The organism is Amycolatopsis thailandensis (genome assembly GCF_002234405.1).
GTDB lineage: Bacteria > Actinomycetota > Actinomycetes > Mycobacteriales > Pseudonocardiaceae > Amycolatopsis > Amycolatopsis thailandensis.
Genome location: NZ_NMQT01000062.1, coordinates 46,962 through 66,816, shown reverse-complemented (window position 1 = coordinate 66,816; position 19,855 = coordinate 46,962). Strand labels below are relative to the sequence as shown.

General features: G+C 71.4%; 12 protein-coding genes and 2 tRNA genes. 9 read left to right on the top strand and 5 right to left on the bottom strand.

Annotation, left to right across the window (positions count from 1 at the left end):
• The first annotated feature begins 581 nt into the window (after positions 1-581).
• From CFP71_RS18300 to CFP71_RS18280, 5 genes are all read left to right on the top strand, one after another.
• Positions 582-2,816 carry a heavy metal translocating P-type ATPase gene (locus CFP71_RS18300; protein WP_093935077.1) on the top strand — a complete coding sequence of 745 codons (2,235 nt, stop codon included), beginning with the start codon at positions 582-584 and terminating at the stop codon, positions 2,814-2,816.
• Positions 2,817-2,864: 48 nt separating this feature from the next.
• The gene (locus CFP71_RS18295) at positions 2,865-4,748 is read left to right on the top strand and encodes a serine/threonine-protein kinase (protein ID WP_093935076.1); all 1,884 of its coding nucleotides are present in this window, start codon (positions 2,865-2,867) and stop codon (positions 4,746-4,748) included.
• A 9-nt stretch (positions 4,749-4,757) separates the two neighbouring features.
• A complete protein-coding gene (locus CFP71_RS18290; RefSeq protein ID WP_093935075.1) occupies positions 4,758-6,602 on the top strand; it encodes a serine/threonine-protein kinase in 1,845 nt (614 codons plus the stop codon).
• A gap of 80 nt (positions 6,603-6,682) precedes the next feature.
• Positions 6,683-6,757 (top strand) — tRNA-Val (locus CFP71_RS18285).
• Between the two features lie 36 nt (positions 6,758-6,793).
• Positions 6,794-6,868, top strand: a tRNA-Val gene (locus CFP71_RS18280).
• Between the two features lie 129 nt (positions 6,869-6,997).
• On the opposite strand, the gene CFP71_RS18275 is transcribed toward CFP71_RS18280, so the two are convergent.
• Positions 6,998-7,582: a TetR/AcrR family transcriptional regulator gene (locus CFP71_RS18275; protein WP_093935074.1), complete on the bottom strand. Its 585-nt coding sequence runs from the start codon at positions 7,580-7,582 to the stop codon at positions 6,998-7,000.
• A gap of 117 nt (positions 7,583-7,699) precedes the next feature.
• On the opposite strand from CFP71_RS18275, the gene CFP71_RS18270 reads away from it, so the two are divergent.
• A complete protein-coding gene (locus tag CFP71_RS18270) occupies positions 7,700-8,089 on the top strand; it encodes a VOC family protein (protein ID WP_425266623.1) in 390 nt (129 codons plus the stop codon).
• On the opposite strand, the gene CFP71_RS18265 is transcribed toward CFP71_RS18270, so the two are convergent.
• The 4 genes from CFP71_RS18265 to CFP71_RS18250 are packed head-to-tail and all read right to left on the bottom strand — an operon-like array spanning position 8,064 to position 16,192.
• The gene (locus tag CFP71_RS18265; RefSeq protein WP_093935072.1) at positions 8,064-9,554 is read right to left on the bottom strand and encodes an MFS transporter; all 1,491 of its coding nucleotides are present in this window, start codon (positions 9,552-9,554) and stop codon (positions 8,064-8,066) included. The genes CFP71_RS18270 and CFP71_RS18265 overlap by 26 nt on opposite strands.
• Positions 9,551-13,747 (bottom strand): type I polyketide synthase, encoded by a 4,197-nt coding sequence (locus tag CFP71_RS18260; RefSeq protein ID WP_093935071.1) that lies wholly within the window; start codon positions 13,745-13,747, stop codon positions 9,551-9,553. The genes CFP71_RS18265 and CFP71_RS18260 overlap by 4 nt, the downstream gene beginning before the upstream one ends.
• Positions 13,744-15,489: a fatty acyl-AMP ligase gene (locus CFP71_RS18255; RefSeq protein ID WP_093935070.1), complete on the bottom strand. Its 1,746-nt coding sequence runs from the start codon at positions 15,487-15,489 to the stop codon at positions 13,744-13,746. The genes CFP71_RS18260 and CFP71_RS18255 overlap by 4 nt, the downstream gene beginning before the upstream one ends.
• Before the next feature lie 43 nt (positions 15,490-15,532).
• On the bottom strand, positions 15,533-16,192 hold the full coding sequence (locus CFP71_RS18250) for a hypothetical protein (RefSeq protein ID WP_093935069.1): 660 nt from the start codon (positions 16,190-16,192) through the stop codon (positions 15,533-15,535).
• 447 nt (positions 16,193-16,639) lie between these two features.
• Between CFP71_RS18250 and CFP71_RS18245 the strand changes: the two genes are divergently transcribed.
• The 3 genes from CFP71_RS18245 to CFP71_RS18235 are packed head-to-tail and all read left to right on the top strand — an operon-like array spanning position 16,640 to position 19,742.
• Positions 16,640-17,686, top strand: coding sequence for an alpha/beta hydrolase (locus tag CFP71_RS18245; protein WP_093935068.1), 1,047 nt, complete (start codon positions 16,640-16,642; stop codon positions 17,684-17,686).
• Positions 17,683-18,516 carry an SDR family NAD(P)-dependent oxidoreductase gene (locus tag CFP71_RS18240; RefSeq protein WP_093935067.1) on the top strand — a complete coding sequence of 278 codons (834 nt, stop codon included), beginning with the start codon at positions 17,683-17,685 and terminating at the stop codon, positions 18,514-18,516. The genes CFP71_RS18245 and CFP71_RS18240 overlap by 4 nt, the downstream gene beginning before the upstream one ends.
• Positions 18,513-19,742 carry a glycosyltransferase gene (locus tag CFP71_RS18235; RefSeq protein WP_093935066.1) on the top strand — a complete coding sequence of 410 codons (1,230 nt, stop codon included), beginning with the start codon at positions 18,513-18,515 and terminating at the stop codon, positions 19,740-19,742. Before CFP71_RS18240 ends, CFP71_RS18235 begins: the two co-directional genes overlap by 4 nt.
• Positions 19,743-19,855 lie beyond the last annotated feature (113 nt).

Here is a 19,855-nt window from a genome sequence, read left to right as displayed (position 1 = left end):
GCCTGATGATCGATGTCACGATGCATACTCCTCCAGGTCGGTGCAGGTGGTCGTGAGTGTCGCATCGGCTGCCATCGGGGGTTAATAGTAAGTTAGCCTTCACGGACTTGGTACCTGACAGGACACCTTTGCCATACCTCTCGATAGCCCGAATCGCCACTCACGACCACGGTGACCAAGCTCAGTACTTTCGCGTGTCCAGGCGGACGACACGTGTGTCCAGGCGGACGACACGTGTGATCAGCCGGACGACACTCGGCGACGGCCGAGTCCATCGCGTGTCGTCCGTCTGATCACGTGCGCCGTCCGCTCAGTCACGCGTGCCGTCCCTAGGGTCACGCGAAATCGCCCGATCGTAGGTACCTGAGACACGGTCGGTCCTAACCCGAATCGCCACTCACGACCACCGGCACCGACGCCCCATCGACACTCACTCCCCGGACACCTGTTTCCACCACCACCGCAGTAGTCGGGCCGCCGACGGGTCCGGTTCCCGGCGGCGGTAATCTGCCTCGCGACACCACCCGGGACACCTGTTCCACCACCAAGGAACCACTGGTGAATCCTGGGAGTGCCACGAAATGACGATTTCCGCGCCGGAGTCCGCCGTCCGCACGGTGGAACTGACCGTGTCGGGGATGACCTGCGCCGCCTGTTCGGCGCGGGTGGAACGCACGCTGAACAAGCTGGACGGCGTCCGCGCGTCGGTGAACTACGCGACCGAGCGCGCCACCGTGCAGGTGCCCGAAGCGCTGGCCGACGACGCCCTCATCGAGCGCGTCCGCAAATCCGGCTACACGGCGGAGATCCGCGGGGAAGAGGATCCGGACACCGGCTTCGAGCGGATCCGGGATCTCCGCCGGAGGCTGGTCGTCGCGGCTCTCCTGGCGATCCCGCTGGGGAATCTCTCGATCACCCTCGCCCTGGTGCCGCGGCTGCGATTCCCCGGCTGGGAACTGCTGTGTCTCGTCCTGGCCGTTCCGGTGGTGTTCTGGTCCGCGCTGCCGTTCCACCGGGCCACGGTGCGGAACCTCCGCCATCGTTCGTCCAGTATGGACACTTTGGTGTCGTTGGGTGTGCTCTCGTCGTTCGCGTGGTCGGCGTGGTCCGCTTTCGCGGGCGGCGCCGAACCCGGGTATTGGATCGGCTTCGGGCCGACGGCGGCCGGAGCCGACGCGATCTACCTCGACGTCGCCGCCGGGGTGACCACCTTCCTGCTGGCAGGCCGGTACTTCGAGAGCCGGTCCCGGCGCAGTGCCGCCGGGCTCCTGGCCGCGCTGGACGCCTTGGCCGCCAAGGACGTCCGGGTGCTGCGGGACGGCGCCGAGCGGATGGTCCCGATCGGCGAACTGGCCGTCGGCGACCTGTTCGTGGTGAAACCGGGGGAGTCGATCGCCGCGGACGGGATCGTCGACAGTGGACTGTCCACTGTGGATGTCAGCGCGGTGACCGGGGAGCCGGTACCCGCGGAGGTCACCGGGGGAGACCGGGTCGTCGGTGCCTCGGTGAACCGGGACGGCAGGCTGGTCGTCCGCGCGACCGCGGTCGGCGCGCACACCCAGCTGGCCCAGATGACCGCGCTGGCGGAACGCGCGCAGGCCCGCAAGGCCGCCGTACAACGTCTCGTCGACCGGATCTGCGCGGTGTTCGTTCCCGCCGTCCTCGGCGTGGCGGTGCTGACCCTCGCGGTGTGGCTGCTCGGCGAGGCTCCCGCGCGGGAGGGTTTCGCGGCGGCGGTCGCGGTCCTCATCATCGCCTGTCCCTGCGCCCTCGGGCTGGCCACGCCGACCGCGCTCATGGCGGGCGTCGGCCGCGGCGCGCAGCTGGGCATCCTTATCAAGGGACCTGACGCGCTCGAGGCTAGCCGCACGGTCGACACCGTGGTGCTGGACAAGACCGGCACCGTCACCACCGGGAAGATGACCGTCACCACGTGCCGACCCGCCGACGGGTTCACCGTCGGTGAGGTGCTGCGGTTCGCCGGAGCCGTGGAAGCCGGTTCGGAACACGCCATCGCGGCCGCCGTCGTGACCGCGGCCCGGGCCGAACTGCCTGACCTGCCCCCGGTGGAGGGTTTCGGCGCGCTGCCCGGGCTCGGCGCGAAAGGCGAGGTCGAGGGACACGAGGTCCTCGTCGGCAACGCGCGCCTGTTCGCCGATCGCGAGATCGCGGTCCCTGACGACTTCGGGACCGCCGGGAACGACGGGGAGACGGCGATCCTCGTCGCGGCGGATGGGTGGGTCGCCGGACAGCTGGTGATCCGGGACGTCGTGAAGCCGTCGGCTCGGGCCGCCGTCGAGGACCTGCACGCGCTCGGCCTGCGGACCGTGCTGCTGACCGGCGACAACGAAGCCGCCGCTCGCGCGATCGCGGCCGAGATCGGCGTCTCCGACGTGCGCGCCGGCGTCCTGCCCGCGGAGAAAGCCCAGGTCATCGAGGAGCTGAGGGCAGGGGGAGCGCGGGTCGCGATGGTCGGCGACGGGATCAACGACGGCCCGGCGCTGGCCACCGCGGATCTCGGCATGGCGATGGCCCAGGGCAGCGACATCGCGCTGCGCTCGGCCGACATCGTGCTGGTCCGCGAGGACCTGCGCGTGGTCCCCGACGCCATCCGGCTCGCCGATCGCACGCTGCGGATCATCCGGGGGAACCTGGCCTGGGCGTTCGGCTACAACGTCGCGGCGATCCCGCTGGCCGCGCTGGGACTGCTGAACCCGCTGATCGCCGGAGCCGCGATGTCGCTGTCGTCGGTGCTCGTCGTGTCCAACAGTCTTCGGCTGAAGGATTTCGGCCGGTCGGACCGACGCGCTGCGTGACACTTACGGGTGGTTTTGTACCATCGGCCCCGGACAAGGGGGCCTTTCGTGAAGCCGTTGAACACCGGCGAACCCACCGGCGTGGGGCGCTACCGGGTGTTCGCCGCGCTCGGCGAGGGCGGGATGGGCCGGGTGCTGCTCGGGATCTCCTCCGACGGACGCCTGGTCGCGATCAAGCAGGTCCACCCGGGTTTCGCGCACGACCCCGGCTTCCGCGAGCGGTTCCGGCGGGAGGTCGAAACGTCGCGTCTGGTGTCCGGCGCGTACACCGCCCCGGTCATGGACGCCGATCCGAACGCGCCGACACCGTGGCTGGCCTCGGTGTTCGTGCCGGGACCGGCGCTGTCCGAGGCGGTCTCGGCGGGCGGGCCGCTGCCGCCGACGGCTGTCCGGCATCTCGCCGCCGGGCTCGCGCTGGCGCTGGGCGACATCCACCGCGCCGGGCTGATCCACCGGGACCTGAAGCCGAGCAACGTCATCCTCACCGGTGACGGCCCCCGGGTGATCGACTTCGGGATCGCCCGCGCCGTCGAAGGCGACTCCGAACTCACACACACCGGCGCGGTGATCGGTTCGCCCGGGTTCATGTCGCCGGAACAGGCCGAGGGCAAGCCGCTGACCCCGGCGAGCGACATGTTCTCCTTCGGCGCGCTGCTGGTGATGGCCGCGACCGGATCGAACCCCTTCACCGGGACGTCCACCCCGCACACCCTCTACAACGTCGTGCACGTCCAGCCCGACCTGCGGCATCTGGCGCCGGAACTCCGGCAGATCGTCGAGCCGTGCCTGGCGAAGAACCCGGCGGACCGGCCGTCCCCGGCCTGGGTGCTGGAGCGGCTGGGTCCGATCCCGCCGATGGTCACCCCGTGGCCGCCGGTGGTTTCGCACCTCATCGAGACCCAGCAGGCCGAGATCCGGCGGCTGCTGAACCCGACTCCGGCGAAGAGGTCCCGGCGCGGCCTGTACGCGGGACTCGCCGCGGCCGCCGTGGTGCTGCTCGTCGGTGGCGTCGTCGCCGCGGTGTCGCTGAACGGAGAGGACCCGCCTGCGGCCGTCGCGGCGCCGAGCGGTTCGGCGGCGCCGGACGTACCGGTGACCACCCCGGTCAACGCGGATCCGCTCGGCCCGGACAACCTGCGCAAGGTCGACCTGTGCAAGGTGCTCGAAGGTCGTGACGTGCCCGGACTCGGGAAGCTGACCAAGAAGAACTCAGTCGACTTCGACTCCTGCACGTACTCCTCGCCCGCGGACCAATGGCTGGACCTGGACATCGCCGGCGGCCTGGTCAGCGGCGAACCGAGCGGCGAGCTCGAAGGGCTTCCGCTGACCCTCAAGGGATCCGACGACTCCTGTGGCGTGTCGGTGCCCATCACCGGGGTGGCGAACACCAGTCTCAGCGCCCGGGTGAACTCGATGTCCACAAAGGACGAAGCCTGCGCCGTGGTGAAGGCCGCGCTGACCGACACGGTGAAACGGATCAGGGCGGGCGGCCAGGAACGCGAACTCCCGGCGGGCACACTGGCCCTGCTGGACCCGTGCGCGCTGGTCGGCCCCGCGACGGCGGACCGGCTGATCGGGCCCGTGGTCGAAGCCATTCGCGAGCACCTGCACGAATGCCGGTACGACGCGGCGGGCGGCCTGCGGCTGAAGCTCCTGAAGGGCTATCCGCCGTTCCAGTCGAAGGACTCCTACTACACCGACACCGCGACGCTGGATATCGGTGGCAAGACCGTGTACTTGGCCGAGAAGGACGACGGTGTCGCGCGCTCGTCCTGCTCGCTGAGCTGGCGGCATCGGCAGATCAGCGATCGTGACGGCGAGAACGTCGAGCTGACGTTCAGCACGAGCGGGACCAAACTGACCGCCGGTCAGGCATGCGACAAGGCGAAGGGCTTCGCCGAAGTGCTGCTGCCGAAACTCCCGAAACCCTAGGGCTGATCAGTGAAACCGTTGCACCCCGCCGAACCCCGGCAGATCGGCCCGTACCGGATCGTCGCCGAGCTCGGTGAAGGCGGGATGGGCCGGGTCGTGCTCGGCCTGGCGCCGGACGGCAGGCTCGTCGCGGTCAAGCAGCTGCACGCCCAGTTCGCGCACGATCCACGCTTCCGTGAACGGTTCCGCCGCGAGGTCGCCACCTCGCGGCTGGTCTCCGGCGCCTACACCGCCGCGGTCATGGACGCCGACGCGGAGGCGGAAACCCCGTGGCTCGCCTCGGTCTTCGTCACCGGGCCGTCGTTGAAGGAGGCGGTGGACGCCGCCGGGCCGCTGCCCGCCGAGTCGGTCCGCCTGCTGGCGTCCGGGCTCGCCGCCGCGCTGACCGAGATCCACCGTGCCGGGCTGATCCACCGCGACCTCAAGCCCAGCAACATCATCCTGACGAGTGACGGGCCCAGGGTGATCGACTTCGGCATCGCGCGGGTGGCCGAGGAGGCGCAGGAACTCACCGGCACGGGCGCGATCATCGGGTCGCCCGCGTTCATGTCCCCGGAACAGGCGGGCAGCGGGCAGGTCACCGGCGCGAGCGACGTGTTCTCCCTCGGCGCGATCCTGGTCATGGCGGCCACCGGACGCGGCCCCTTCACCGGCCCGACCGCACCGCAAACGCTGTATAACGTCGTGCACGCCGCCGCGGATTTCAGCGCCGTCCCGGACGAGATCCGGCGGCTCGCCGAACCCTGCCTCGCCAAGAACCCCGCGCAGAGGCCGACCCCGGAGCAGATCCTGGACCATCTCGGCCCCGTGCCGCCGGGGGCGGCGCCCTGGCCGCCCGCCGTGCACGCCCGGATCCAGCGGCAGGACGCCGAAGTGCGCTCGGTGCTGGCCCTGCCGCTGCCGATCTGGCGGCCACCGCCGAAGAAGATGGCGCCGCGGACGAAGAAGATCCTGTTCGGCTCGCTGGCCGGGGTCGTTCTGCTGCTGGTCGCCGGGATCGTGGCGCTCGGCCTCTCCATCGCCGACTACGCCAAACCCGAGAGCCCGGGAACGACGTCGCTGGCGGCGGCCGAGGCGCTCAGCGCGGAACGCCTGCGCCTGGTGGATCCGTGCAAGGTGCTCGCGGGCCGGTTCGTGCAGGAATTCGGCACCCTGAAGGCGGACACGGACTCGCTCTACCCGGCCCGATGCAAGTACACCGGTCTCAAGGGTGTGTCCTTCGAACTGCGGCTCGGCGAAGGTGTGACGGCGAGCAGTCTCGAACGGACCGACCGCACCGCCGAAGGACTTCCGTTGCTGCGCAGCACGATCAGCGGCGGATGCGACTCGGTCGCCCAGCTGCCGGCGGACCGGCGGCTCGGCGTCGTCGTCTCCCATCCCGGCCGGGAAGGCGATCCCTGCAAGGCCGCCGACGACATGCTGAGCGCGGCCCTCACCCGGCTGCGCACGCACGAGGTCGACCGCCCCGGTGAGCCTGGCGGCATCCTCCCGCTCGACCCGTGCGCGGTCGCCGATCCCGCGGTCGTCACCAAGAACATGCCCAACGCCCAGCCCGCGCCGCGGACGCTGCGGATCTGTGAGTGGGTGGGCGCCGGGGACACACTGACCGTCGAACTGCAGCGGGGCGCGTTCGTGCCCGAAGGGGCCCCGGTCGACCTCGGCAGCGGTGTCACGGGCGACATACGGGAGTTCGGCGGTTCGAACTGCGCCGTGACGTGGCGGCACCGTCCGCTTTCGGACCGCGAGGTCGAACATGTCGCCGTCCGGCTGCTGGCGCGCGAGGGGAGCGGAAGCCCTTGCGACCGGGCGAAGGAGATCGCCGGCTCGATCGCCTCGCGGCTGCCGAAACCCTGAGCTTCGCGGATGGGCTACCCCCTGTGACGGCCAGGAAACGGGGTCCGCTAAGGTATCTCTCGTACGAACAACTACATCACGCGCGTTTAGCTCAGCGGGAGAGCGCTTCCCTGACACGGAAGAGGTCACTGGTTCAATCCCAGTATCGCGCACCAGGTTCGCTTCCCCAGGTGAACCGGAGTTCGTACAGCGGGCGATTAGCTCAGGGGGAGAGCGCTTCGTTCACACCGAAGAGGTCACTGGTTCGATCCCAGTATCGCCCACCACAGTGAAAGCCCCATCCGGCGAGGGTGGGGCTTTTTCGCGTCTGTGCTTCCCTCCGAAGCCTCCGAAGCCTCCGACCCGGTGCCCGGCTGAGTGTCCCCAATGTGACATTGGGGCATCGGCGCTGGGGTTCAGCGCAACGCCTCGATCATCGGCGTGAGCGTGTCCATCGTCGCGGCGAGGTCGGCTTGGGGGTCGGGGGAGTGGGCCAGCCAGACGGCGGCCTCGTTCATCGCGCCGGAAAGCAGGCGCACCAACGGTTCGACGGGGCGCTTCGCCAGAACGCCCTCGGTCATCAGGTCGGTCAGGGCCTCGGCCAGGTGCCGGGCGCTGGACTCGGCGTCGAGTTCGCGCCAGTCCTGCCAGCCGACCACGGCCGGACCGTCCAGCAGCATGATCTGCTGGGTTTCCGGCTCGGTCGCCGCGGCGAGGAACGCGCGGCATCCCGCCAGTAGTCCCGTCCATGAGTCGGGCGCGGCGTCCGCGGCCCGCGCGATCTGCTCCCCGACGTCGTGCTGGACGACGCCGAGAACGTGGCGAAACAGGTCCGCCTTGCTGCTGAAGTGGTGGTAGAGCGCGCCTTTGCTCACGCCCGCGGTCTGCGCGATGGTCTCCAGCCCGACCTTGCCGTACCCGTGTTCGGCGAACAGTCGCCGGGCGGTGGCGGTGAGGGCCTCCATCGTCTCTTCGCGCTGCTGCTGCTTGGTACGGGACATACCCGAATCTTGACATACCGACCGTCGGTTGGCTAACTTCGAAGAAACAAACCGACGGTCGGTATTGTTCACGAGACAGGGGGCACCATGCGCCTGACCAGCTTCTATCCCGTACTCATGACCGAGAAGATCGCCGAGACGCGAGACTTCTACTGCGGCCACTTCGGCTTCGAGCTCACCTTCGAGGCCGATTGGTACGTCAGCCTCAAACGCGGCGAGTGGGAGCTCGCGATCCTCGCCCCCGGGCACGAGACCATTCCCGGCGGCGCGGGCAAACCTGTGCAGGGACTGCTGCTGAACTTCGAGGTCGAAGACGTCGACGCCGAGCACCGGCGGCTGGTCGGGGAGGCGGGCCTGCCCGAGGCGCTTTCGTTGCGCAGCGAGGAATTCGGGCAGCGGCACTTCATCATCGCGGATCCCAACGGCGTGCTGATCGACGTGATCCAGGAGATCCCGCCGACGGGCGAGTTCGCCGAGCAGTTCACCGACGAGGCGCGCCCGAGCTGACGAGGACGGCCACCAGGAACAGCCCACAAGCGACGGCCGCCGACACCTGGAGCCCGGTCGTGCAAGCGGCCCTTGCCGCATCGAGCAATTCGCCGGCCAAACGCGACGGAAGTCCCGAGACCGCGGCCTCGGCTTGAGCGGGTCCTGACACGGCGAGCCGCCGGGCTGTCTCGGGCACTCCGGCCGGGACGGCCAGATGGCCCGCGTACACCGCGGCCGCCAGGGAACCGAACACCGTCGTCCCGAAACCGGCGCCCAGCTCGTAGCCCGTCTTCTCCACCGCCGCGGCCCCGCCCGCCTGGTCCGCCGAGGTCGCCGAAAGCAGCGTGTCGGTGCTCGACGTGAGGGCGAGCGCCATCCCCAGTCCCAGCCCGGTCAGCCCGATGCCGAGAAGCACCGGTGACGTCAGCGCGGCCGGCCCGGCGGCCGGGACCAGCAAGGACACCGCAGCCACCACGAATCCGGCCGTGCGGACCCGCGCGTTGCCGAACCGGCCCAGCAGCGAAGGGGTCACCACGCTGCCGACGGCCGACGCGCCCAGCACCAGGAGCAGCCGGGTCGCCGCCGCTGTCGGCGAGAGACCGAGGACCACTTGGAGGTACTGCGCGAACAACAGGCCGAGCCCGACCAGTGTGCTCATCACCAGCAGGATTCCGCCCACCGCGGCCCGCACGCCCGGCATCCGGAACAGTGTGAGGTTCAGCAGCGGCGGATCGGTCCGGCGCTGACGGCGTACGAACAGTCCGATGAGGACACAGCCGGCCGCGCCCGAAGCGACGGCGGGCGGCCAAGACCCCGGGCGCCCGATGGCGAAAGCGATCCCGAGGACACCGCCCGCCGCGAGGAAGGCGCTGAGCGCGTCCCACGACCGCGGCCCGGGTGGACTCCGGGGCAGCCACAGCAAGGCGAGCACCACCGCGGCCAGGATCACCGGCGGGTTCAGCAGGAACGTCGCCCGCCAGCCCCAGGTCTCGACGAGCACCCCGCCGAGGACCGGCCCGAACACCGAGCCGGTCCCGGCGATCCCGCTGCACACCGCGATCGCCGTGCGGCGGTGTCGCTGCTCCGGGAAGAGCTCCCTGAGCAGCGACATCGTCACCGGCATGATCATCGCGCCGCCGCAGCCGAGCAGCGCACGGAAACCCAGCAGCACCGGCACGTTCGGCGCGAACGCGCAGCCGAGCGACGCGATCCCGAACACCACGTACCCGGCGACCAGCACGCGCCGTCGTCCGTACCGGTCGCCGAGGGTGCCGAACGGCAGCAGCAGCGGCGCGGCGGTCAGCGGGTAGATCGCCACGATCCACACCTGCGCCGCCGCGCCCGGCCGCAACTGCCGGACGAGGTCGGGCAGCGCGACGTGCAGCACCGTCGCGTCGACGGCGACGAGGAAGAGCCCGGCGCCGAGCACCGCCAGGAGCGGCCAGGCGCGGTCGACCGCTCGCTCGGCCCGGGCCGTGGTCACAGGAGTCCCGCCAGATGCCGCGCCACGACGTCGACGTGCGGAGGGTCGACCACCGACAGGTGATGCGCCTCGACCGGCACGATCTCCAGCTCCGGGCACAGCTCCGCCCAGCCCGCCGCGAGATCCGTGCGCGAGTACCGCGGCTCCATCGCGAGCCCGGCCGCGTACTGCTCGACCGCCCGGTAGAGCACGACCCGGCCGTCGTAGCGGCGAGGTGTGGCACGTTCGGCCGCCAGCGTGTCCAAAAAGGACTGACGCTGATGCCGGAGCACGCCGGGGCTGAGCAAACCGGCCTCGGCCACCCGTCGCATGGTCAGCTCGATCTGCTCCTCTTCGGGCAGTGGCGCCAGTTCCTCGTGGCCCAGCCGTACTTCACGGCCGTAGGTCCCTTCGACGTAGCCGGTGAACCGCAGGAACCGCCGGGCGGACGACGCGCGCGGGTCCAGATCCGGCTCCGGGAGCGGGAGCATGGTGTCGATCAGCGCGACGAATTCGACCTCCTCGCCTTCCTCCGCGAGGCGTGCCGCGACACCGTAGGCCAGTGCTCCGCCGAACGACCAGCCCGCCAACCGGTACGGCCGATCCCGGCGCTGTTCCCGCACCAACGGCAGGAGTTGCTCGACCCGCTCCTCGATACTGACACCGGGAACGCGCTCGAACCCGACGCACGGCACCGCGGTGGGCAGCCGGTCCAGCAGCGGCCGGTACACGGTGCAGGTGCTGCCGCCGGGGTGGAACAGCAGCAGCGGCGCGATCCCTTCTTCGCCAGGAGTGAGGACGTGGACCGGTCCCCGCTCCTCTCGGGTGTCGAGGACGGCGCGGGCGACGTCGGCGATGGCTGCGAGGGAGTCGTGCCGCCGGAGTTCGGCGGCGTCGACAGGCGTGTCGAGTTCGGCGCCGAGCCCTTCGGCGAGCAGGTCGGCCAGCCGATCGGGTGTGTCGCTCTCGCTCAGCCGGACATGAGTGCCGCCCGCGTCGGTTCCGGTGTGCTCGTGCCACAGCCGCAGCACCAGGCGGTCGGCCGCGTCCCAGGCACGGCCTCGGGCCGGACGTGGATCCTCGTCTTCGCGCGGCGCGAGGTCGCGGCCTAGGTCGGCGAGGGTTGCGCCCCGGAGCACGGCGACGGCGTCGGGTTCGGTGCCGAACTCCCGGCGGACGGCCTCCCTGATCCGGTTCGCCATCAGGGAATCCAGCCCGAGTTCGACGAGCGGGACGTCGGCGTCGATGCGGTCGGGCCGCAGCCCCATGACGGCGGCGACGATCTCGGTCAGCCGATCACCGCCGCCGCTCCGCACGGGTTCGGGTTTCGGCGCGCGCGCCGCGAACGACGGCGGCTCCTCGGCGGCGGTGTACCAGTGCCGTTCGTGCCGCCACGGCATCGGCGGGACGTCGACCAGACGGGCGCCGTCGTCCGGATCGGCGGTGGTGATGCGCGTGCCCGCGCAGTACAGCTCGGCCGCGGCGGCACCCAGCGCGCGGACCTCGTCCTGACCGCGGCGCAGCGTCCCGGTGACGACGGCGTCGTGGATCCCCTCGGCCGCGAGCGTCCGCGCCACCGAGCCGCGCAGGATCGGATGGGGTGACACTTCGAGGAAGACCCGGTGCCCGTCCGCGGCGGCGGCCGCCACGGCCTGCCGGAACCGGACCGGACGGCGCAGGTGCGTGGCCCAGTACCCGGCGTCGAAGTCCGGCAGCTCCCGCGGATCGGTGAGAACCGTGTCGTACCAGGGCACCGTCGGACGGCGGCCGCCCAATTCGACGAGCGCCTCCCGGAGCGCGGGCAGTACCGGGTCGACGCGGGCGGAGTGCCCGGCGACCTCGACCGGCAGCCGCCGGGCGGTCAGCCCGGCCGACTCCAGTTCCGCGACGAGCAGGTCGAGCACGGTCGCGTCCCCGGCCACGGTCAGCTGACCCGGCGCGGATTCGACGGCCAGTTCGATGTCCGGGTACAGCTCCAGCTCCTCCGGAGCCAGCTCCACCGCGGCCATCGCGCCGCCCGGGCCGATGGTGCCCAGGAGCCGCGCGCGGGTCGCGACCAGGTGGACGGCCTCGTCGGGAGTGAGCACGCCGCTCACGACGGCGGCCGCCGCGGAGCCGAGGGAGTGCCCGACGACGGCCGCGGGCCGGACACCGAGCGCCTCCCACTGAGCGGCCAGCGCGATCTGCGTACCGAAGATCGCCGTCTGGGTTTCGGGCAGGGACAGGGGACCCGCGGTGGTGAGCAAGGCGCGCAGCGAGCGGCCGGTGTGCTCGGTGAACAGGTCGTGCAGCTTGTCGACCTGGGCGGCGAAGGCGGGCTCGGCCCGCAGTAGTCCCTGTCCCATCCCCGGCCATTGAGAGCCGTGCCCGGAGAACACGAACACCGGTCCGTCGGTGCTCAGGGCGGTGCCGGTGACCGCTCCGGCGGGCAGCGGATCGGCCTCGGCACCGACCGCGCGCAGCAGTACGGCCAGTTCGGCGGTGTCCCCGGCGACGACCGCGGAGCGATGCGGCCCGCCGTTGTCGCGCCGGGACAGCGTGTGCGTGACGTCCGCGAGGAGGAGCGACGGTGTGGCCTCCAGCCAGCTCGCCAGCTGCGTCGCGCGTTCGGTCAGCCTGTCGCGGGTGCGGGCGGACAGCAGCCCGATCCGGACGCCCGCGCGGTCCGCGGCCGGTTCCAGCGACGGCGCCTGTTCGACGACGACGTGCGCGTTGGTCCCGCCGAACCCGAACGCGGACACCCCCGCCGTGGCGCGGCCGGACCGGCGCGGCCACGGCGTCGGCTCGGTCACCACCTTCAAGCGCAGGTCGTCGAACGGGATGTGCGGATTGGGCGCGGAGAAGTGCAGCTGGGGCGGCAGTTCGTCGCGGGACAGCGCGAGCACGACCTTGATCAGCCCGGCGATTCCCGCGGCGGCCTCGGCGTGCGCGATGTTCGTCTTCACCGAGCCGATCAGCAGCGGGGCGTCGGCGGGGCGGTCCTTGCCGAGAACCGCGCCGAGCGAGCGGGCCTCGATCGGGTCGCCCAGCAGCGTGCCGGTGCCGTGCGCCTCGACATAGTCCACAGTGGACGGGTCGAGCCGGGCACCGTGGTACGCCGTGCGCAGCATGTCCTGCTGCGCGACGGGGTTCGGTGCCGCCATGCCCTGTGACCGACCGTCGGAGTTGACCGCGGTGGAGCGGATCACCGCCAGCACCCGGTCGTCGTCGTACTCGGCGTCCGCCAGCCGTTTGAGCACCACGACACCACAGCCTTCGGCGCGCGCGATGCCGTCGGCGTCCGCGGCGAACGTCTTGCACCGGCCGTCCCCGGCGAGCAGCCCGGCCGCGGCGAACGCGGCCGTCGGCCCGGGCAACAGCATGAGGTTCACCCCGCCCGCCAAGGCCAGATCCGCCTCGCCGTCGCGCAGCGCGCGGACCGCGTGGTGCACCGCGACCAGCGAAGACGAGCACGCGGTGTCCACCGCCATGCTCGGTCCGCGCAGGTCGTAGACGTAGGAAAGCCGGTTGGCCGAGATGCTCCCGGCCGCGCCGGTGGCGGTCCACAGATCGACACCGCCGCCCGACATCGTGAGATGCCCGTAGTCGTGCGTGGAGATCCCGGTGAACACTCCGGTCCGGCTGCCGCGCAGGGAGGCCGGGGCGATCCCGGCGTGTTCCAGCGCGGCCCAGGCGACCTCCAGCAGCATCCGCTGTTGCGGGTCCATTGTGGACGCTTCACGCGGGGTGATGCCGAAGTGCTCGGCGTCGAACCCGGCCACGTCGTCGAGGAAGCCGCCGACGACCGGCGCCGCGTCGGCGTTCCAGCGGCCCGGCGGCGCGGTCCGGACGGCGTCCCGTCCGCCGCGCAGCAGGTCCCAGAACTCGTCGAGGCCGTTCGCCCCCGGCCAGCGGCAGCCGAGACCGACCACGGCGATCGGGTCGGTCCGGCGGCGATCGGTGCCCGTCGGTTCCGGCTCCGGTTCGGCGCCGCCGGTGAGGGAACGGGCGAGGTGGTCGATGGTCGGGCTCTCCCACAGCAGGGTGGCCGGGAGCGGGGTGCCGAGCAGGTCTTCGAGATCGGCGGCGATACCGACGGCCTGACGGGAGGACAGGCCGTAGTCGCTGAGCGGACGGTCGGCTTCTAGCCGGGAGGGGTCGACGCCGGTGTGTTCGGCGACCGTGTCGAGCAGCCAGCGGCGGAGAGTGGGGGTGTCGAACGACGGGTTTCTCATCGCACCAAGGCCTTTCCGTAGTCGCCGGCGAGGTAGCGGTCGCGGCAGGCGCTCCGCGCGATCTTGCCGCTGGAGGTCCGGGGGACCAGGCCCGCCGGGACGAGCACGACGTCGCGCAGCGCGAGGCCGTGCGCGTCGGAGACCAGCCGCCGGATCGACACGGCGAGCGTTCGTTCGTCTTCCGTGGTCAGGGCGGTGTGACCGCGGTGCTCGGCGACGATGACCGCCGCTTCGGTGTCCGTGCCTTCGACGGCGAACGCGGCGACACTGCCCGGACGGATGTCGCGGTCGGCCGCGGCCGCCGTCGCTTCGACGTCCTGCGGATAGTGGTTGCGGCCGTCGACGATGAGCAGGTCCTTGATCCGGCCCGCGATGTAGACCTCGCCGTCATGCCGGACGCCGAGGTCGCCGGTGCGCAACCAGGGCCCTTCCGGGAGCCCGTCGTGCTCGCCGGTCAGCCGGGCGCCGAAGGTCTCGGTGCTCTCCAAGGGTTTCTGCCAGTATCCGGTGCCGACGTTGGGTCCGTGGACCCAGATCTCACCGACCGAGCCGTCTTCCAGCGCGACGCCGGTCTCCGGGTCGACCAGCGCGACCCGCTGCCCCACCGGGACACCGCAGGCGACCAGCCGGAGTCCGTCGTCCGCCAACCGTGCCGTCCCCGCTCCGAGCGCGGCGCGGTCGAACGTGGTGACGCGCGGCGGAACACCGGAACCGGTGGTGACGAAGACGGTCGCTTCGGCGAGCCCGTACGAGGGGCGCGTCTTCTCCGGCCGGTAGCCGGAATCGGCGAAGGCGGCGTGGAAGCGGTCGAGGACGTCAGGGTTGATCGGCTCCGCGCCGTTGACGATCCCGGCGACGCGGTCGAGGCGGAGCTTGGCACGGTCCTCCCCACGCACCCGGCTCGCGGCGTAGTGGAACGCGAAGTTCGGGGCGGCGCTCCAGCTTCCGTTGAAGTCGCCGAGCAGTTCCAGCCAGCGCACCGGACGTTCGATGAAGGCCAGCGGATCCATCAGCGCCGACCGCATGCCCATCGCCAGCGGCGTGATCAGGCCGAGCACGAGACCCATGTCGTGGAACAGCGGCAGCCACGACACCGTGGTCCCCGCGGCCGGGTCGATGCCGAGCCCCTGAACCGCCTGGCTGACGTTGGCCAGCACGTTCGCGTGGGTCAACACCACTCCGGCCGGGCTGCGGGTCGAGCCGGAGGTGTACTGGAGGTAGGCCACGTCGTCCGGGACCGGGTCCGGAGCAGGCCACGAGCGGGCCGGGCCTTCGGACGGCTTGTCGGCCGCGACGACGGCGACGCGCTCGCCGCCGGGCAGGCCGGCGAGGAATTCGCGGACCGCGTCCTCGGTCGTGGACGTGGTGACGACCGCGGTGGGGGAGCAGTCGGTCAGCACCGCGGCGAGCCGTCCGGCGTGCCCGGGCAGCCCGGGGTCGAACAGCGGCACGGCGATCGCGCCGGCGGTGATCGCGCCGAGGAAGGCGACCACGTAGTCGGCGCTCTGCGGGCACAGCACGGCCACCCGGTCACCAGGCCGGACGGGCAGCGCGCTCGCGACGGCGTCGACGCGGTCCCGGAGCTGCTTCCAGGTCAGGGTCCGCCGCCGTCCGGCGCGATCGGTCGCGAAGTCGGCGAAGGTCAGGGCGGGCCGGTCGCCGTCGGTGTCCGCCCAATGCCGGAGGCAGGCCTGGAGGGTGGGGCCGGCCGTGGCGGGCAGGTTTTCGGGGGCCGGGGACATGGCTTCTCCTCGGGGTCGGGGTGCGGCGGGGTCTTGCGGGGATTCAGCGGCCGAGCGGTCCGGCGGCGTGCTGCCAGGCGGCGATGGCGAGCGCGTCCAGGTCGAGGCCGGTCGTCCCGGCGTCACGGACTACGACCAAGACGTCGTCGGCGGCGATGGCGACGGTGCGCAGGCGCAGCCCTGGCAGCTCGGGGGGCTGCCCTGGCAGCGTCAGGAGTTGTTGATAGGAAAGGGTTTTCGCGCCCGGAACGGCGGGCGCGGGATGGACGGTGACGGTCGACAACGCGGTACCGGCCGCGTCGTCGACCGTCACCTTCGAGCACCGCCCCGCCTGCGCGGCCCATGCCGCCAGGTCGGGCGGGTCCGTCAGGCGGACGACCAGTTCGGACACCTGGCCGCCGGGGACGGCGGACTGGAAACCCTGGCCGGCGGCGCCGTCGCCGACCAGCCTGCCGTGGACGACGTCCTCGCAGCCGCCGATGTCGACCCGGCTTTCTTCACGGTCCTGGTCGGACTGTGCCGCGGTCAGGTCGAAACCGTCGCGCGCGGACGCGTGCGGGACGCTCTCGGGCGGCAGCAAAGCGGCGGGCGGAACGGCGGGAGAAGGTGGCGTCGCGGCCGCCTGAATCGATTCTCCGGACGCGCCGGAAATGGTGGCCACGGCTGCGGCGGAGACGACGAGCGCACGAATTCGGGCAGTCATGAATAGCCCTTTCGGAAGGGTCCTGAGGGGGTCACGGTCCCTTCGGTGGGACGCAAGCGCCGGGGTCGCTTCAGGGGATGCCGAACCCGGGCGGCACGACGAAGGCTACGACGGGAAATCGAATACCGGAAGGCATCAAGAGAACGTAAATGTCCTTCGTGTACTGGGTGTGACCTGCTGCTTCCGGACTTTTCGCTGGTGCACGACACGGTCTGGTACTGCCGTGCCAGTGTTGTTCACTGTCCGTGAGTGGCGGGTCACCCTGATGGGGGAGGTGGATGGTTTTCTTGTTTCCCTGGCATTCATATTGTCCTCCCGGATTGTGGGCGGGACAATTGCCTGGAGGGCACTCTTCCGCTTAACGTGTCGACACCTCCGGATTCCTTTTATGGGTAATCGCCGTCACATTTTCGAATTCTGTCGAACGACCGGGACAAAGGATCACGTATGCGCAATACTTCGAGGCGGCCACGGGTCGTCGCGGTGCTGGCGGCCGTGGCGTGCTTGCTGCCGAGCGTCACCGTCGCCCCGGCGCGGGCCGAGAGCGGCGTCCCGGACGCCCGCGCCGACGACGGGTCGCACGTCGTCGCCCAGACCACTGTGGACGGTGACCCGCGGATGCTGGATCTCACCGTCCGCTCGGTCGGCGTCGGGAGTTACGCGATGGTGCGGCTGATCCTGCCGTCGCGGTGGGCCGCCGAACCGGACCGGAAGTGGCCGGCGGTGTACCTGCTCGCCGGGGAGACGCGGCTCCAGGACTATCGCGGCTGGACCGCCAACACCGACATCCGGAGCCTGGCCGACGACTCCGGTGCCCTGGTGGTGATGCCGGGCTCCGGTTCCGCGGGATTCTTTTCCGACTGGTGGAATTACGGCAAGGACGTCGTCCTGAACCAATGGGAGACCTTCACCGCCGTCGAGATCCCGCAGCTGATCGATCGCGGCTATCGCGGGGACGGGCGGCGGGTGGCGGCCGGGCTCTCGCTCGGCGGCTACGGCGCGGTGGAACTGGCCGCCCGAAGGCCGGGGGTGTTCCGGTTCGCCGGGTCGTTCAGCGGCAATCTCAATCCCACCGGCCAGTACGGCGAGCTGCTGACCAGCGCGATCGTCGCGTCGGCCCGGCAGGACCCCGAGGCGCTCTGGGGTGACCGGCGGCGCGAGGCGTCCCGCTGGGACGCGCACGATCCGCTGGTGAACGCCGACCGCCTGCGCGGAACCGAGCTGTACCTGTCGACGGGCAACGGCCTGCCGGGACCGTTCGACGGGAAGCTCCCGATCGACGTGCTGCCCGGCGCGATGCTGCTCGAATTCCTGTGCTCCGGCCAGACCACCGCGATGGCGGACCGGCTGAACCGCCTCGGCGTCCCGGTCACGACCGACTTCTACGGCCCGGGCACGCATCACTGGGCGTACTGGCAGGACCAGCTGCACAAGACCTGGCCGCGGATGCTGCGCGCCCTTTCGGCACCGGTGAAGGCGGGGGAGACGTCGTGAACCGTCCGTCCTTTGTGGTCACCGGGGCTTCGAGCGGGATCGGCCGGGCCTGCGTGACCGAACTCGTCCGCAGGGGCGCGCACGTCTGGGCCAGTGTGCGCACCGACGCGGACGAAACGGAACTCGCCCGTATCCATGGCGAAGCGGTCACCGTCCTGCGGATGGATCTCCGGGATCCGGCGTCGATCGTGGCGTGCGGGGAGAAGGTCGCGGCGGCGGGGCCGTTGCGAGGGCTGGTGAACAACGCCGGGATGGCACGGCCCGGGCCGCTCGAACACGTCCCGCTCGAAGATTTCCGGCAGCAACTGGAGGTCAACGTCACCGGCCAGCTCGCCGTCACCCAGGCGATGCTTCCCGCGCTGCGCGCCGAGCCCGCCGCCAGGGTGGTGACGGTCGGCTCGATGGGCGGGCGCATCGCCGGGCCGATGGTCGGGCCCTATCACACGTCGAAGTTCGCCCTGGTCGGCTTGACCGACAGCCTGCGCGCCGAACTGGCGCCGTCCGGGATCGACGTCGTCCTCGTCGAGCCCGGCGCGGTCGCCACCGCGATCTGGCCGCGTGCCCGCGCCGCCGCCGAAGAGGTGCGTGCCGCCCTGCCGGAGGCCGCGCGGGAAAGGTATGCGGCGCAACTGGACGAGGCCGAACGCGGTGCGGAGCGATCCGCGCGGAACGGCGTGCCGCCCGAGCGGGCGGCCAGGGTGGTGGTCCACGCGCTGACCGCCCGCCGTGTCGCGCCGCGCTACCTGGTCGGCCGGGACGCCCGCGTCGCGGCGGCGCTGGCGAACCTGCCGTTCCGTCTCCGCTACCGGTTGACGGCGGCGAAGCGGTGACCAGGCTCGTCGTGATCGTCGCTCCCGGCTCGCGGGGCGACGTACAGCCGTGCGTCGCGCTGGGGCGCGGGCTTCACGGTGACCGGGTCCGGGTGCTGGCGGCCGAGCGATTCCGGTCCTGGGTGACCGGGCACGGTCTGGAGTTCGCGCCGCTTTCGGCGGATCCCGGTGAGATCCTCGGTTCGGACGGCGGCCGCGAATGGACCGAGGGCGGGCGCAATCCCGCGACGTTCCTGCGCGGCCTGCGGGGTGCGCTGGCCCCGGTGCTGGAGCGCCTGCTGGCCGACGTCCACAAAGGAGCGTCGGGCGCGGACCTCGTGCTGGCCCCGACGCTGGGTTTCCTCGGCGCGCACCTCGGCGCCTCGCTCGGCGTCCCCGACGTCGAGCTGCACTATCAGCCCAGCATGCCGACGAAGACCTTCGCGCATCCGCTGCTTCCCTGGGCGGCGAAGGTCGGGCCGTGCGGCCGCCGGCTGAGCTTCCGTGCCGTCGACACCGTCGCTTGGCAGGTGCTGCGGCCCGAAGTGGATCGCTGGCGGGGCGAGGAACTCGGTCTCCCGGCGGCCGGTTGGCGCGGTCCCCGGCGGGCGGAAACCCCCGTGCTGTGCGGGTTTTCCGACGCCGTGGTGCCCCGGCCGAAGGACTGGCCCGCCAGGGTCCACGTCACCGGGTACTGGTTCCTCGATACTCCGGCCGAGTGGCGGCCGGAGCCGCGCCTGCGTGATTTCCTCGCCGCCGGGCCGCCGCCGGTCTACGTCGGTTTCGGCAGCATGCGGCCGTCGGAGGCGGAGCGGACGTTCGCCGCCGTCCGCACCGCGTTGCGCCGGGTGGGGTTGCGCGGCCTGCTCGCCGCCGATGTCGAGTCCGAAGACGATCTGCTGGCGATCCAGGACGTCCCGCACGAGTGGCTTTTCCCGCGTACGGCGGCGGTGGTGCATCACGGCGGCGCCGGAACGACCGCGGCCGCGTTGCGCGCGGGTGTCCCGGCGCTGGTCTGCCCGGTCTTCTCCGATCAGCCCTATTGGGGTGACCGGGTGTCCCGCCTCGGCGCGGGACCGCGTCCGCTGCCGCTGCGGGAGCTCACCGCGGACGCTTTGACCGCGCGGCTGCTGGAGCTGTCCGGCAACCTCCTCTTCCGGCGCGGGGCACAGTACGTCGGCGCGCGGCTGCGCGAGGAGGACGGGGTGGCGCGGGCGTGCGAAGTGCTGCGACGGGTGGGTTATTGAGAGGCAAGGCGAATATGGCGTGATCGAGTCTCCTGCCGAGCAGAGCTTTCGGCGGTCGGCCCTGAACTGGTCCTTGGGAGCAGAACGCGACCTCGACCGTCGACAAGAGACAC

Coding starts and splice junctions, on each gene's coding strand:
- CFP71_RS18300 (WP_093935077.1), top strand. CDS start 582: ATGACGATTTCCGCGCCGGAGTCCGCCGTCCGCACGGTGGAACTGACC.
- CFP71_RS18275 (WP_093935074.1), bottom strand. CDS start 7,582: ATGTCCCGTACCAAGCAGCAGCAGCGCGAAGAGACGATGGAGGCCCTC.
- CFP71_RS18270 (WP_425266623.1), top strand. CDS start 7,700: ATGACCGAGAAGATCGCCGAGACGCGAGACTTCTACTGCGGCCACTTC.
- CFP71_RS18260 (WP_093935071.1), bottom strand. CDS start 13,747: ATGAGAAACCCGTCGTTCGACACCCCCACTCTCCGCCGCTGGCTGCTC.
- CFP71_RS18255 (WP_093935070.1), bottom strand. CDS start 15,489: ATGTCCCCGGCCCCCGAAAACCTGCCCGCCACGGCCGGCCCCACCCTC.
- CFP71_RS18250 (WP_093935069.1), bottom strand. CDS start 16,192: ATGACTGCCCGAATTCGTGCGCTCGTCGTCTCCGCCGCAGCCGTGGCC.
- CFP71_RS18245 (WP_093935068.1), top strand. CDS start 16,640: ATGCGCAATACTTCGAGGCGGCCACGGGTCGTCGCGGTGCTGGCGGCC.